The 14,269-nt window shown below is 33.8% G+C and carries 15 protein-coding genes; 14 read left to right on the top strand and 1 reads right to left on the bottom strand.

Annotated features, from left to right (window positions below; all coding sequences use genetic code 11):
• The first annotated feature begins 124 nt into the window (after nt 1-124).
• The 6 genes from MHB70_RS22715 to MHB70_RS22690 all read left to right on the top strand — a co-directional run bounded on the left by MHB70_RS22715 (nt 125) and on the right by MHB70_RS22690 (nt 5,203).
• On the top strand, nt 125-709 hold the full coding sequence (locus MHB70_RS22715) for a sigma-70 family RNA polymerase sigma factor (RefSeq protein ID WP_000157855.1): 585 nt from the start codon (nt 125-127) through the stop codon (nt 707-709).
• Entirely contained in the window at nt 693-1,505 is an 813-nt protein-coding gene (locus MHB70_RS22710) for a DUF4179 domain-containing protein (protein ID WP_000010519.1), read from the top strand. The genes MHB70_RS22715 and MHB70_RS22710 overlap by 17 nt, the downstream gene beginning before the upstream one ends.
• Before the next feature lie 367 nt (nt 1,506-1,872).
• Entirely contained in the window at nt 1,873-2,145 is a 273-nt protein-coding gene (locus MHB70_RS22705) for an autorepressor SdpR family transcription factor (RefSeq protein ID WP_001070532.1), read from the top strand.
• Nucleotides 2,142-2,777 carry an SdpI family protein gene (locus MHB70_RS22700; protein WP_000716342.1) on the top strand — a complete coding sequence of 212 codons (636 nt, stop codon included), beginning with the start codon at nt 2,142-2,144 and terminating at the stop codon, nt 2,775-2,777. Before MHB70_RS22705 ends, MHB70_RS22700 begins: the two co-directional genes overlap by 4 nt.
• A 145-nt stretch (nt 2,778-2,922) precedes the next feature.
• On the top strand, nt 2,923-3,639 hold the full coding sequence (locus MHB70_RS22695; RefSeq protein ID WP_000889768.1) for an ABC transporter ATP-binding protein: 717 nt from the start codon (nt 2,923-2,925) through the stop codon (nt 3,637-3,639).
• Nucleotides 3,629-5,203 carry a putative ABC transporter permease subunit gene (locus MHB70_RS22690; RefSeq protein ID WP_001095675.1) on the top strand — a complete coding sequence of 525 codons (1,575 nt, stop codon included), beginning with the start codon at nt 3,629-3,631 and terminating at the stop codon, nt 5,201-5,203. The genes MHB70_RS22695 and MHB70_RS22690 overlap by 11 nt, the downstream gene beginning before the upstream one ends.
• Nucleotides 5,204-5,420: 217 nt before the next feature.
• Here the strand turns inward: MHB70_RS22690 and MHB70_RS22685 are convergent, their stop codons facing one another.
• Nucleotides 5,421-6,293 carry an AraC family transcriptional regulator gene (locus tag MHB70_RS22685; protein WP_061529467.1) on the bottom strand — a complete coding sequence of 291 codons (873 nt, stop codon included), beginning with the start codon at nt 6,291-6,293 and terminating at the stop codon, nt 5,421-5,423.
• A 305-nt stretch (nt 6,294-6,598) separates the two neighbouring features.
• On the opposite strand from MHB70_RS22685, the gene MHB70_RS22680 reads away from it, so the two are divergent.
• From MHB70_RS22680 to MHB70_RS22645, 8 genes are all read left to right on the top strand, one after another.
• Nucleotides 6,599-7,369, top strand: a complete 771-nt coding sequence (locus tag MHB70_RS22680) for an ABC transporter ATP-binding protein (RefSeq protein ID WP_000859652.1) — start codon at nt 6,599-6,601, stop codon at nt 7,367-7,369.
• Nucleotides 7,356-9,305 (top strand): ABC transporter permease, encoded by a 1,950-nt coding sequence (locus tag MHB70_RS22675; RefSeq protein ID WP_061529466.1) that lies wholly within the window; start codon nt 7,356-7,358, stop codon nt 9,303-9,305. Before MHB70_RS22680 ends, MHB70_RS22675 begins: the two co-directional genes overlap by 14 nt.
• Nucleotides 9,306-9,447: 142 nt before the next feature.
• A complete protein-coding gene (locus MHB70_RS22670) occupies nt 9,448-10,026 on the top strand; it encodes a class I SAM-dependent methyltransferase (RefSeq protein WP_001176051.1) in 579 nt (192 codons plus the stop codon).
• Nucleotides 10,026-10,625: a DedA family protein gene (locus MHB70_RS22665; protein WP_000418929.1), complete on the top strand. Its 600-nt coding sequence runs from the start codon at nt 10,026-10,028 to the stop codon at nt 10,623-10,625. Before MHB70_RS22670 ends, MHB70_RS22665 begins: the two co-directional genes overlap by 1 nt.
• Nucleotides 10,626-10,795: 170 nt before the next feature.
• Nucleotides 10,796-11,143, top strand: a complete 348-nt coding sequence (locus MHB70_RS22660; protein ID WP_061529465.1) for a YxeA family protein — start codon at nt 10,796-10,798, stop codon at nt 11,141-11,143.
• A gap of 72 nt (nt 11,144-11,215) precedes the next feature.
• Nucleotides 11,216-11,395, top strand: coding sequence for a hypothetical protein (locus tag MHB70_RS22655; RefSeq protein ID WP_000924677.1), 180 nt, complete (start codon nt 11,216-11,218; stop codon nt 11,393-11,395).
• A 154-nt stretch (nt 11,396-11,549) separates the two neighbouring features.
• A complete protein-coding gene (locus MHB70_RS22650) occupies nt 11,550-12,320 on the top strand; it encodes an ABC transporter ATP-binding protein (RefSeq protein ID WP_000855628.1) in 771 nt (256 codons plus the stop codon).
• Nucleotides 12,307-14,223: an ABC transporter permease gene (locus MHB70_RS22645; RefSeq protein WP_061529464.1), complete on the top strand. Its 1,917-nt coding sequence runs from the start codon at nt 12,307-12,309 to the stop codon at nt 14,221-14,223. Before MHB70_RS22650 ends, MHB70_RS22645 begins: the two co-directional genes overlap by 14 nt.
• The last annotated feature ends 46 nt before the right edge of the window (nt 14,224-14,269 follow it).

Here is a 14,269-nt window from a genome sequence, read left to right as displayed (position 1 = left end):
AATGTATTGTCCTTTTAAATAGATGAAATTTCATAAAAAATAATATATTTTTTATGAAATTTGGAACTTTATTTTGCTTACTGTCCAATATATAGTGAGAACATCGTTAAGGAGGGGGCACTACTTGGCAAGTAATGAAGATATACATATCTGGATAGAACGTTTATTAAAAGGCGATGAGGAGGCTTTTGAATTTATATTTGATTTAACGAGTCAGAGAATATATGAAACTGTCTTCGCTATAGTTAAAAATCGGCATGATACAAATGAAATCGTAAATGAAGTTTACTTTCAACTTTGGAAATCTATTTCAACATATGATCAATCTAGACCGTTTCTATTTTGGTTGAATGGAATTGTTTACAAACAGATTAGTCAGTGGAGAAAAAATATATGGAAGAGGATGCGCTTATTTGAAAAACAACAATTACGTGATGATCCAGTTGTAGACGTTCCCGAAAAAGTATTATTAAGAAAAGAAACAGAAGAGCAGTTATTAACGGTGATACAAGAACTTCCATTTAAATTTAGAATAGTAATCGTGTATCGCTTTTACCACGATTATACGTATGAAGAAATTGCAGAACTATTACAAATCCCTATAGGTACAGTGAGGTCTAGAATTCACAGAGCGTTAGAAAAAATTCGGAATCAGTCTAGTATAGAAATAGATGAGGAGGAATCTAATTCAAATGTCGTTTTCAAATGAATTTAAAAAAGCAATGAAACAAGAGGTCCCTAAAGAAGTTAAAGAGCATGCTTATCAATCCTTTAGTCAAATGTATAAAAAAGATAGCAAAAAGAAAACGAAAAAGAAATTATTAATAGCGGGTTTAATAGCGGCTATCGTTATACCGACGAGTACAATGGCGTTAAACAATTCTTATTTTGTAAAGCCGGAAGTAAAATTAAATGACATGATTAATGATCAAGTTAAAAAGGATGCTGCGGATGGAAAGTCTATACAGCTAAATGAAAAAATAGTCGATAATGGTATTACTCTTCATATAAAAGAAATATTAATTCAAGATGCCAAAATACTTGTTTATTATCGTTTTGAACAACAAGATGGTTCGCTCGTTCCATATGAATTTAATACAACTGGGCTTGATATTAAATCTGATGGTAAAGAAGACGGGAAACAAGTAGAGAGTCCACATTATGAAAATAAGAAATTTAATGCTGTGCAATATTTGCATTTTCTTAGTAACACTCATATCGATAATTATCAAAAAGATCGTATTGGTAATCCTGATGCACCAGAGGCAAGTACTTTTTACTTAAGTGATGAAGCAGGAAAGAGCTTTGAAACGGCATACGCTAATCACGACAAACCAGAGGGAGTAGCGATTTTTGAAACGTTAGAAGGTGAAAAATTCCCAGACTTCTTATCTGTCCATATTAATATTAACAGAATTGGAGGAACGGAAGGAACTTGGAAAACGAAAATTCCAGTGGACATGGCGCATAAAACTGTCCAAAAGGACTCTACAAAGAATGGATGAATTCTTATTATAGTTAATAGAATCCAAACTAGGTGTGTGAAAGCATGATTAGTTATTGGTTAAATGAATTCGGAACGATAGTAGGTATGTCCTTTATTATAAGTTTGATAATCTTTTGGATTTCTTCGTTTGTTAATAAAATGATAAAATTTAAATAAAAGAAGCTCTTCCTTTAGTTAGAAGAGCTTCTTTTATTTTGTATCCCTCGTATTTCTTCCATCTTTACAGTTTTACTCTATAAAGTAATTAATGTAGGTTAAAAGTGGAAAAAGTAAAAAGGGCCTTACATATTATTGACAATTAACTGAAATCATTTTAACATTTAGATAAATATCTAAATGTCTAATTATCGAAAGGAAGAAAGACATTGAATCAAGCATTCAAAGCATTAGCAGATCCAACAAGGCGAAAAATTTTAGACTTATTAAAAGAAGGTGATCTAACCGCTGGTGAAATTGCCGAACATTTCAATATGACGAAACCAAGTATTTCACACCACTTAAGTGCACTTAAAAATGCTGAACTTATTCAAGATGAAAAAAGAGGGCAATTCGTTGTGTACTCTTTAAACACAACTGTCTTTCAAGATTTGTTGACTTGGGTGTTTACGTTTACAAATAAGGGGGAAGAGGGGAAATGAAAAAACATCTTTTCGCAATTATATTAATTGTTACAACTTGTTTAGCTTGGGCGTTTGCTTGGCCACATTTGCCGGATACAATTGCGACACATTGGAGCGGCGGTAAGGTAGATGGCTATTCGTCTAAATTTTACGGAATGATTTCTATGGTCGGAATTATGATTGCATTATATATATTTCTAAATGTGATACCTAAGATTGATCCAAGAAAAGCAAATTATGAGAAATTTTCTAAAGCTTTTATGATGATGAATAATGGGGTACTCCTGCTACTATTTGTAGGGAATATAGATATTATTACAAGTGGATTAGGATATAACTTATTTATTAATCGGGTTCCAGAATTATTAGTGGGTGTTTTATTTTTAGTAATGGGTAATTATTTACCACAGTGTAAGCCAAACTTTTTTGTCGGGATGCGTAATCCATGGACGTTAAGTAATGAAGAAGTGTGGCGGAAAACACATCGATTTAGTGGAAAAGTATTTGTGGCTTTAGGAATTATTATGATTATAAGTGTTTTCGCTCCGGCTGATTGGAGATCTTATATGATGCTGGGGATTATAGTAGTTGCTGTTATTATAACGAATTTATATTCTTACGTTTTATATAAAAAAGAAATACAATTGTGAGCTATATTAATCAAATTTTATAGTTATAGTTTCTATGTGTTAAGAGATTTTAATACTCAGTGGGGATAATGAAAAGCTCACTGAGTAAATTTTCTGTTTTGAGGTCTGAAAATTCAGTTAAATAGATGGCTTGGGGGGATTTTACATGTTAGAAATTATAAATTTTAGTAAGACATACAAAGGTGGAAAGAAAGCGGTAAATCATTTAAATATTACTGTTAAAGCAGGAGATATCTTTGGATTTATTGGACATAACGGTGCGGGGAAAAGTACAACAATTAAGTCGTTAGTAGGAGTTATAGATTTTGAAGAGGGCGAAATTTTTATTGATGGACATTCAGTAAAAAAGGATCCGATTGCATGTAAGAGAGTAATGGCGTATATTCCTGATAATCCAGATTTATATGAGCAATTAACAGGAATTCAATATTTGAACTTTGTTGCGGATGTATATAAAGTGCCGGCGAAGGATCGGGAAGAACAGATCCAGAAGTATGGGGATGCCTTTGAGATTACACCTTACTTGGGAGACTTAATATCTTCTTATTCGCATGGCATGAAACAAAAAGTAGCGATTATATCGGCGGTTTTACATAAACCGAAATTACTAGTTTTAGATGAACCTTTCGTTGGTCTTGATCCAAAAGCAGCCGTAGTTTTGAAAGGTATTATGAAAGAGCTTTGTGAAAAAGGAAGTGCGATTTTCTTTTCTACGCACGTTTTAGATGTAGCGGAGAAGTTATGTAATAAAATAGCGATGATAAATAGAGGGAAATTAGCACTTTCAGGGGAAGTGCATTCTTTAATAAAGGAAAGTTCATTGGAAGAACTCTTTATGAAGGAGCTTGCTAATGAATACTAATAGTTTAGGACTTTTAAAAATCCGGTTAATAACGCAGCTCGGTCTAAACACTTTTAAATATGAAAAAGATAAGAAAAAGAAGCAGAATAAGATTTTGCTGACAGCATCTATTGCTCTAGTTGGTGTCATGCTAATGTTATATTGCGGAGCCTCGGCATATGGATTGGTGAAACTAGGAATGAGTGAAATTATTCCCGTTTATGCACTAGTTATTAGCAGTGTATTAACGTTGTTTTTCACTATATTTAAGGCAAATGGAGAAATTTTTGCTTTTAAGGATTACGACTTTTTAATGTCATTGCCGATTCGTGTAAATACTGTTATTGCAAGTAGATTTTTGTATTTATACTTGCTGAATACAATCTTTTCAATCATAATCATGCTACCGATGGGAGTTGTTTATGGCATACATGAAAATCAATCAGTTTCTTTTTACTTTATGTGGTTCATCAGTATGTTTATAGCATCTTTAATTCCAACAACAATTGCAGCAATCTTTGGAGCTGCGATTACGGCAATCGCTTCTAAATTTAAAAATGCGAATAAAATAACTACGATTTTAAGTTTTATAGTAATTATTACATTCGGTTTCTTTATGCTAAAAAACGGAAATGCTCAATATAGCCTTAATGATATGAACGGAATTGGTGCAATTGTTTCGGAGCAATTAACTAAAGTGTATCCACTAGCTAACATGTTTCAAAAAGCAATTGTTCATGCTGATATTATAGCTTTCATCTTATTCGTCGGGATATCAGTTAGTTGGTATTATCTTTTTGTAAAAATACTTTCGTTAAAATATAAGCAAATAAACACAGGGATTTCCACTTATCATATGCTTTCAAATTATGAGATTAATAGTATAAGAAAAGAAAGTGTATTGGTCGCATTGTATAAAAAAGAGCTGAAACGTTTCTTCTCTTCTACAGTGTATGTCATAAATAGTGGAATGGGAGTCGTGATGGCGATAGCTTTCTCGTTAGCTGTAGTTGTAGTAGGGCCAAGTCAATTAATAGCGTACCCTGGAATTGAGCCCTTGTTGCAAAAGATTGCTCCATTTGCTATTGCAGCAGCGATTTCAATGACGTGTACAACATGTGTGTCATTGTCTTTAGAAGGAAAAAATGTATGGATTATTAAGTCATTGCCTATAGCGCCAAAGATGGTTTATGACAGTAAAATTCTTATGAATCTTTCATTGAGTATACCTGCATCACTTATTAGTGCCGTATTGCTAATAATCGGGTTAAAACTCGATGTTTGGAGTTCTCTTTTCATCGTAATAACACCGATAACATACTCACTCTTTTCGGCAGTATGGGGAATTTTTATTAATAATCGATTTGGTTATTATGATTGGGTATCAGAAACTCAAGTAATAAAACAAAGTATAGGATCGTTTATCGGTATGTTTGGTGGCTTAATTATGGCAGTTATACCTGCCATGTTAATCGGTACCGGTACTATCTTGAACGACAGAGTATTTACTTTTGTAGTTGTTATAGTACTTACGATTATTACTATTTTCTTGTATAAGAACGAGTCGAGAAGAAGTATAAAGTGAAACTTTAATCAGTGGGGGGTGTTCATCCCCACTGATTATTAGCCCTCACCAATTGGGCGTTTACGGGCAGTTTATCTCCCACCTAACTTCTTTGCTTCACCTGAATTTTGAGGTGGGAGTTTTACTGCCCGCAAATAGCGGGATAAAATAAAGAAGCTGCTTTTCCTTTAAAAAGGAAGAGCAGCTTTTTTATTTTGAAAAGGTTTAGACTCTTATATTACTTTTTTAAAACAGGTATCCATATCTCGCTTCTGAAATTCGGCGAGGATATCTCTTTACTTTCATTCCACAATATTTCCGGACCTCCTGCTAGTTCATAGTTTGAAGAAGGGAACCATTCAGAATAAATACGTCCCCACACATTTTGTAATGCATCAGGAAATGGACCGACAGCTTCAAATATAGCCCATGTTGAAGTTGCGACTTCAAGTTGCGCGAATTGCTCTGGACAATCTTTCGTTGTGGCTACCCCAATATAATGATCGAGTTCGCCTTTTTCCTCCATTCTTCCTTCAGAAAAATTTGTAGAAGCACTAATGATTCCATTTGGTTCCACATTTGAAAGGGACTTTAATGTTTGAATAGACTCTGGATTTAAACTTTTCCACATAGAAGCGATTTCTGCATTTACACCGTTAAATACAATCGGTACTCGTTTTGTAATACCAATGATTTGAAATGGTTCTTTTTCTTCAATTCGATAGTTCATTTCATTTCCTCCTCGGATCGATAACTGGAAGGTCATTGGTGAATAAGCTTTCAAAGAATGGCTACTATTTCGGGCCTCTGAAGGTGTTATGCCGTGCAAGTTTTGAAAGGCACGTGCAAAAGAATCCGGTGAGTTGTACCCATACTTTATAGCGACATCAATGACTTTTGCATTGCTATCTTTTAGTTCAAAAGCAGCAAGAGTAAGACGTCTACAGCGAATATAATCAGATAGTGATATACCTGCTAAAAACGAAAACATTCTTTTAAAGTGATACTCAGAACAGAGAGCTAGGCTCGCAACTTCTTTAAAATCAATTTCATTCGTAAGGTTATCTTCAATATAGTGCATTGCTGCATTCATATTTTTAAGTGAATCCATACTATGACCTCCTCTGTACATAGAATAGCAGGAACGAAATAACCCCATCCGACATTTCGTGCACAACTTTGTAGGTGCATTTTTTACCTTACAAAATTGTAATGTTCCTGTAAGGAGAATGAATGGATGGTATGATATCCCAATGTTATAGTAACAAAGTACTTTTGTTCAGTAGGTTAAATTTTTATATCTTTACTTATGCGTCTTACATAACTGTCATGTTTGTGTAAGAAACATCGATAGTGGCAAGAGTAGAGAGTGTATATAGTTGAAAATAGAGAATAGAAGAAATGAGGGATGTCGAGATGAAAACAGTGTTAGAAGCAAAAAATATTGAAAAAGTGTACGACACGGGTGGTAATAAATTTGCAGCGTTAAAAGGTATTAACTTACAAGTAAAAGAAGGTGAGTTCGTTGGAATTATGGGACCTTCTGGTTCTGGTAAGACGACTTTACTAAATGTTCTTTCTACAATTGATAATGCGACGAACGGTGAAATTTTAATTGATGGAAAAGATATTGTGAAGATGAATGATGATAAGCTAGCGTTATTCCGCCGCGATCATTTAGGTTTCATTTTCCAAGATTATAACTTATTAGATACGTTAACAGTGAAAGAGAATATTGCGTTACCTCTTGCTTTATCGAAAGTAAAGGCAAATGAAATTGATCGACGTGTTCTTGAAATTGCGAAAAAGTTCGGTATTGATCATATTTTAAGTCAGTTTCCATATCAAGTATCTGGTGGACAAAAGCAGCGCTGCGCCGCATCGCGTGCAATCGTTACGAATCCCAGTATGATTTTCGGAGACGAGCCAACTGGAGCGCTTGATTCTAAATCAGCGACAGATTTACTTGAAAGTATGAAGTCGTTAAATGAATATGATAACTCTACCATTTTAATGGTAACGCATGATGCATTTGCAGCGAGTTATTGTAAACGAGTTATTTTCATTAAAGATGGTGAACTATATAAAGAATTGCATCGCGGTGAATCGACGCGTAAACAGTTCTTCCAAAAAATCGTTGACGTAATGTCTTCTATTTCTGGAGGTATGGCTGATGACCTTATCTAGCATTGCCCTCCGCAACATACAGCGGAACTTTAAAGACTACTTTGTATATTTTGCATCTATGATTTTTAGTATCGTCATTTACTTTACATTTAAAGCACTGCAATATAATTCACAAATGGAAAAAGCAGCGGAAGCCTCTAAAAAAATTAGCGGTGCGTTTCAAGTTTCAAGTGTGATGCTTATCATTTTCGTAGCAGTGTTCATTATATATTCGAACGGATTCTTTACACGTAAACGTAAAAAAGAAGTTGGCTTATATTCGTTATTAGGTATTCGTAAAAGACAAATTGGTAAAATGCTCTTTTATGAAAATATGTTAATGGGATTAATGTCATTAGTAATTGGGATTGCGATTGGTAGTGTCCTTTCAAAATTATTCCTTGAGTTATTAGTAAGTATGATGGGATTAAACTTAAACGTTCATTTTGAAGTACCGATGGCGGCCATTATTGATACAGCAATTATTTTCCTTGTGATTATTTTATATACATCGCTCCAAGGATATCGTTTAATTTATCGCTTTAAATTAATTGAACTTTTCCGTGCGGAACGTGAAGGAGAAGCAATGCCAAAAGGATCAGTCATTATGGCATTAATTTCAGTTTTCTTAATCGGTTCAGGTTATTTCTTAGCATTAATGTTCATGAAGGCAGTTAAGTATGCAGACTTTATGGCAATTGCACTTTATATTTTACTTGCGACAGTATTAGGTACGTACTTACTATTTATGTTCTTTACTGTATTCGTATTGAAACGTGCAAGAAATAATAAATCATCGTTTTATAACGGTATGAATATGGTAACGACGTCACAGCTACTATATCGTATTAAAGGGAATGCAAAGTCACTTGCGACAATTTCTATTTTAAGTGCGGTAACATTAACAGCAGTTGGTACGTCAGTTACGATGTATTACAACACATTTACACAATCAAAAGCAGTTGCACCATACAGCTACTCTTATGAGAAGAAAGATGCAGAACTAGATAAGAAAGTAAATGCGATTTTTGCTGAAGAGAAAGAAAATCATCCTGTAAAAAATCAATTTGAAGTTGAGATGGTTCCTGTAAAAGGAAAGTTTGAAGGAGCTAAAGTCGATTTTATCTTTAATATGAACTACAGTATCTCAGAGAAATATCAATTTATATCTCAATCTGAATTCAACAAACTTGCGCAAAAAATCGATGCGGAAACAGTGAATGTAGCTGCTGGTGAAGCCTTTATATATGATAGTTCTTATATTGAAGGGTATGAGTTTAGCCCTGAATATAAAGGAAATAAAGCGGTATTCCAAATTGGAAATGAAACGAAGACATTGAAGATCCAAGGTGCAAATAATAATGCAATTACGAATTTAGGTGAATTAGTTGTTGTCGTTCCAGATGAAATGTATGAACAAGCGAAGCAAGCATTTGGAACACGTGTTGTGAAAAATATTGATGTAAAAGATGAAAGAAACAGTAAATTATTAACAGAAAAATTTAAAAAAGTGATGCCAGCTGGTGAATCAGAAATGCCACCACCATTTAGAGACTTCTATACTGGTTTCCATATGGGACTTGAAGCAACTGGACTAATGATGTTCATCGGAATGTTCTTGGGACTTGTATTCTTACTAGCAACAGGTTCTATTATTTACTTCAAGCAGCTAACAGAAGCAAGTGCAGATCGTGAGCGTTACGTTGTCCTTCATAAAATCGGTGTAACGAAACAAGAAATGAAAAAAGCTATTGCAAAACAAGTGAGCTTTATCTTTGCAATTCCGTTAGTAATCGGAATTCTACACAGTTTGTTTGCATTAAAAGGTTTAGGGAACATACTACCATTTGAAATTATGATTCCGCTTCTAATTAGTATCGGAGTATACAGCGTTATTTATATCGGATATTATTTCTTAACAGTTCGCTCTTATTATAAGATTGTGAGTGCGAAGTAATAAGGGGACAGCTATCGCTATAGGCGGTGGCTGTTTTTTATTCTTCATAAAATCTTAAGAAATCTCCTCAATTTTTATTAAGAAACGCTAGTTATACTTAGACACAAGTTAAAAACTATTGATCGAATGGGGAGAGGTTTACATGCAACTCATAACATTCTTACATGAATTTATTAAACATCCGAAACATACTGGTGCAATTGCACCAAGTTCAAAAATATTAGCAAAGAAAATGGTAGATGTAATTGATTTTAATAAAGCGAAATGCATTGTAGAGTTAGGTCCTGGTACAGGAGTCTTTACGAAAGAAATTATGAAGAGAAAGAAGAAGGAAACAATATTTCTTCTTATTGAAATTAATGAAGTGTTTTGCAAAGAGCTAAAGAGAAAATTTAAAGATGAAAAGAACGTCATTGTTGTACATGGTTCAGCTGAAAATATAAAGAAGTATATGGAAGAGTTCAATATAGAATGCATTGATTACGTCTTATCAGGATTGCCTTTTACTTCTTTACCAGAAGAAGTTTCAAAACGTATTTTAAACAATGCAATGGAAGCGATACATGAGAATGGGGAATTCATAACATTTCAATATTCACTTGTGAAAAAAGGCTTTATACAGCATTTCTTCCCTGAAATTACATTAGAAAAAGTGTGGCTCAATTTCCCGCCAGCTTACGTCTTTAGCTGTAAAAAAGAGCTAAGGAGAGCGTATGCATAATGGAATTACATGAATTATTATCATACATTGAACAGTACGGGTATTGGGCATTATTTTTCTGTTTATGGTTAGGAATTATCGGTATGCCAATTCCAGATGAAATGATTGTGATGAGCGGAGGATTTGTATCTTCATTAGGTATATTAAGTGTTATTCCTGCGTTTTTATTAACATATTTAGGCGTTGTGTCCGGGCTTTCTTTAGGATATATATTAGGGAAAATATTTGGGACAAAAGTACTCCATAAATTAATGAAAAAGAAGAAGGCGAAGTATTTTATAAAATCACAAGAAATGGTCGAGGCATACGGACATTACGCACTAATTACGAGTTATTTCATACCGGTTGTAAGACATATCGTGCCGTATTTAGTTGGAATGAATAACATGTCATTTAAGACGTATGTTTTATATTCCTATACGACAGGCTTTGTTTGGACGCTCGTTTACTTTGTGCTTGGTTCTATATTTGGACAACATATTGAAAGTATTGTGGCGATTGCGATAGAGTATGGCGTGTATTTTGGAGGAATCATCGCAGTGATTGTGAGTGTGTTTTATTTATACAGACAAAAAAGGAATACAGTGATGAGTAAATAAAGGAGGCGGCAGCCTCCTTTTATTATGAATATGGCTTTATTTATCGAAGTGCTGATGCACAGCCCTGTTACATTAAGAAAAAGTTAAGAAACTGTACGAGTTTTTATTAAGAAAGGTTCTCTATACTTAGAAAGGTCTTATTGAAAAACATAATGAAAGGCGGAATATAGATGAAAAGATTTATTTTAGGATCATTACTTGTGATTGTAGCAGGGGAGGCATATTTATTAAATGGGAGTGCTACAATTGATCGAATGAACCCATTTCTTGATTTAGAATATCGTTATGCAGTGATCGATAATGATGGAAAAGAGTTAGATGGAAATAAAGGTCGTGAGTATACAGTAAAAGCTTATGATGAAAAAGGAGAGGTAAAAGAAGTTACGATTAATGGGGTAGATGAATTACCGATAGGATCGTATTGGCATGTAATTACAAGAGGGAAGTTTTTACACGATAAAGTGCAAATAGATGTAGATAAAATTCCTGATGGTGCGAAGGCAGAGTTAGGACTGTAAGTATAAACCCGATTCTAGATGAGAGAATCGGGTTTGTTATTTTATGGTAAAATATAGAGGGGAGTGAGAGATATGCTACTCATTGTTAGCCTTATATTAATTGGGATTATGTGTAGTATGAGAATAGTATCCTTAAATATGCTAGAGCGGCAAAAGATAGAAGAGCAATATGTATATTGTCCAAAATGTAATGCGAAAATTAGAAAAGGGAATTCTGCTCCTTTTTGTTCGAAGTGTAATTTGATATTTTAATAATAGTAAATCCAAAGTTGGTTGTTACGGCTTTGGATTTTTCTTTTTAAGAAAACCTTAAGAAACCATAGCACTATTTGTTAAGAAAATATATCTATACTGAATTCTGTTGCTTAAAGAGGACATCAAGAATCATAACAGGAGGTACAGATAGATGAAAACAATGTTAGAGGCGAAAGGGATTTCGAAAATATATGATACAGGCGGGAATACGTTTGAAGCGTTGAAAGATATTCATTTACAGGTAAAAGAAGGAGAGTTTGTCGGTATTATGGGACCGTCTGGTTCTGGTAAGACGACACTTTTAAATGTCCTTTCTACCATTGATACAGCTTCAAAAGGTGAGATTTTAATTGATGGAAAAGATATTGTGAAGATGAATGATGATGAATTGGCGCTATTTCGTCGTAATCATTTAGGATTCATTTTTCAAGATTATAACTTGTTAGATACGTTAACAGTACGAGAAAATATTGCACTGCCACTCGCTTTATCAAAAGTGAAGGCGAAAGAAGTAGAATTACGAGTCGAGACGATTGCGAAGAAGTTTGGAATAGATCATATTTTAAATCAATATCCGTATGAAGCATCAGGTGGACAAAAACAGCGCTGTGCAGCATCAAGAGCGATTGTAACAAATCCAAGTATGATTTTTGGGGATGAGCCAACGGGTGCACTTGATTCAAAGTCAGCGACAGATTTATTAGAAAGCATGAAAACATTAAACGAAAAAGATCGTGTAACAATTTTAATGGTAACGCATGATGCATTTGCGGCAAGTTATTGTAAACGTGTTGTATTTATTAAAGATGGCAAGTTATACAAAGAATTACACCGCGGGGATATGACACGCAAACAATTCCTCCAACAAATTATTGATGTGATGTCTTCAATTTCTGGAGGTGCTATAAATGAGCTTATCTAGCATTGCGCTTCGTAATATAAAACGAAATTTTAAAGATTATTTTATATACTTTGCGTCTATGATTTTTAGCATCGTCATTTATTTTACATTTAAGGCGCTGCAATACAATTCACAAATAAGTGAAGCTGGAGATAACATCGGACGAGGATTCCAGCTTGCGAGTGTAATGCTCATTATTTTTGTTACGATATTTATTATATATTCGAATGGTTTCTTTACACGAAAACGTAAGAAAGAAATAGGTCTTTATTCTTTACTTGGTATTCGAAAGAAAGAAATAGGTAACATGCTTTTTTATGAAAACATGTTAATGGGGTTATTATCGTTAGTAATCGGAATTATAATAGGTAGTTTAATTTCAAAAGGGTTCCTGAATTTACTTGTAAATATGATGGAGTTAGGTGTAAAAGTTCACTTTGAAGTACCGATTGGAGCGGTTATAGATACAGCAGTTATTTTTTGTTTCATTATTTTATACACATCGTTTAAAGGGTACCGCGTTATTTATCAATTTAAGTTAATTGAGCTATTCCGTGCAGATAACGAAGGCGAAGTCATGCCAAAAGGTTCTAAAATAATGGCTATCATTTCTATATTATTAATTGGATCAGGGTATTTCTTATCAGTAACGGCTATTAAAAATGCAAACAGTGATAACTTTATGCCACTTGCTCTTTACATTTTATTAGCAACAGTACTTGGAACGTATTTATTATTTATGTTCTTTACTATTTTTGTATTAAAAAGAGTGCGAAACAAAAAATCTTCATTCTATAACGGAATGCAAATTGTGACGACATCGCAGTTACTATACCGCATTAAAGGAAATGCGAAATCGTTAGCGACGATTGCAGTATTAAGTGCAGTAACTTTAACGGCGGTTGGAACTTCTGTAACAATGTATTACAACACATATATGCAGGCGAAAAAATATAAGCCAGTTAGTTATTCATATGAAATGAAAGATAATCATGTGGATCGTAAAGTGAATGAGATTTTAAAAGAAGAAAAGAATGAAGTCATTCATCAATATGAGTTAGAGACAGTAAAAGTGATAGGTGAATACGGTGATGATATTTCAAATAAAGATAGTTTACATGCAAGAACAACTGAAATAATCGCACAGTCAGCATTTAATAGAATAGCAAAATATTTGAATGAAGAAACTGTGTCTTTAAAGAAGACCGAAGCGTATGCATTTGATGCTATGTATAGTGAAGGAAATAGAGATAGTGGTGTATATAAAGGGAGAAAAGCTATATTCCCAATTGGAGAAGCAGCACCGGTACAAGTGAAAGATGTCCAAGCACAAAACATTACAAATTTATATGAACTTCTATTTGTCGTTCCGGATGAAGTGTATGAGCAAGCGAAGAAGACAATTGGAGCTCATACTGTGAAAAATATTGATGTGAAAGATGAAAGAAATAGTAAAGTGTTAACAGAGAAATTAAAGAAAGTAATACCGGAAGAAGATGCAGAAGGAAGAGAGCAATTCAGCGATTTCTATACGATATTCCGCAGCGGTATTGAAACGTCAGGTTTAATGATGTTTAGTGGAACTTTCTTAGGTCTAGTATTTTTACTTGCAACAGGGTCTATCATTTACTTCAAACAATTAACAGAAGCACATGCAGACCGTGAACGGTACATCGTTCTTCGAAAACTCGGTGTTACGAAAAAAGAAATGAAAAAGGCAATCGCAAAACAAATGAGATTTATCTTCTTCACTCCTTTAGTACTTGGTATATTACACACTTTATTTGCGCTGAAAGGATTAGCGACAGTTATTCCGTATGAAATTGCAGTTCCGTTGTTAATTAGCATTGGCGTGTATAGCTTTATTTATATTGGTTATTATTTGTTGACGGTTCGTGCTTATTTTCGGATTGTTAGTAAATGAAAAAGCAAGAGAACGTAGTGAAGACTATGTTCTCTTGCTTTTTTAT

Source organism: Bacillus sp. FSL M7-1020, from assembly GCF_038050415.1.
GTDB lineage: Bacteria > Bacillota > Bacilli > Bacillales > Bacillaceae_G > Bacillus_A > Bacillus_A toyonensis.
The sequence above is the reverse complement of the archived record's forward strand: the minus strand, read 5'-3'. Positions and strand labels throughout refer to the sequence as shown.

Coding starts and splice junctions, on each gene's coding strand:
- MHB70_RS22710 (WP_000010519.1), top strand. CDS start 693: ATGTCGTTTTCAAATGAATTTAAAAAAGCAATGAAACAAGAGGTCCCT.
- MHB70_RS22695 (WP_000889768.1), top strand. CDS start 2,923: ATGTTAGAAATTATAAATTTTAGTAAGACATACAAAGGTGGAAAGAAA.
- MHB70_RS22690 (WP_001095675.1), top strand. CDS start 3,629: ATGAATACTAATAGTTTAGGACTTTTAAAAATCCGGTTAATAACGCAG.
- MHB70_RS22665 (WP_000418929.1), top strand. CDS start 10,026: ATGGAATTACATGAATTATTATCATACATTGAACAGTACGGGTATTGG.
- MHB70_RS22675 (WP_061529466.1), top strand. CDS start 7,356: ATGACCTTATCTAGCATTGCCCTCCGCAACATACAGCGGAACTTTAAA.
- MHB70_RS22655 (WP_000924677.1), top strand. CDS start 11,216: ATGCTACTCATTGTTAGCCTTATATTAATTGGGATTATGTGTAGTATG.
- MHB70_RS22670 (WP_001176051.1), top strand. CDS start 9,448: ATGCAACTCATAACATTCTTACATGAATTTATTAAACATCCGAAACAT.
- MHB70_RS22680 (WP_000859652.1), top strand. CDS start 6,599: ATGAAAACAGTGTTAGAAGCAAAAAATATTGAAAAAGTGTACGACACG.
- MHB70_RS22685 (WP_061529467.1), bottom strand. CDS start 6,293: ATGGATTCACTTAAAAATATGAATGCAGCAATGCACTATATTGAAGAT.
- MHB70_RS22645 (WP_061529464.1), top strand. CDS start 12,307: ATGAGCTTATCTAGCATTGCGCTTCGTAATATAAAACGAAATTTTAAA.
- MHB70_RS22700 (WP_000716342.1), top strand. CDS start 2,142: ATGAAAAAACATCTTTTCGCAATTATATTAATTGTTACAACTTGTTTA.
- MHB70_RS22650 (WP_000855628.1), top strand. CDS start 11,550: ATGAAAACAATGTTAGAGGCGAAAGGGATTTCGAAAATATATGATACA.
- MHB70_RS22660 (WP_061529465.1), top strand. CDS start 10,796: ATGAAAAGATTTATTTTAGGATCATTACTTGTGATTGTAGCAGGGGAG.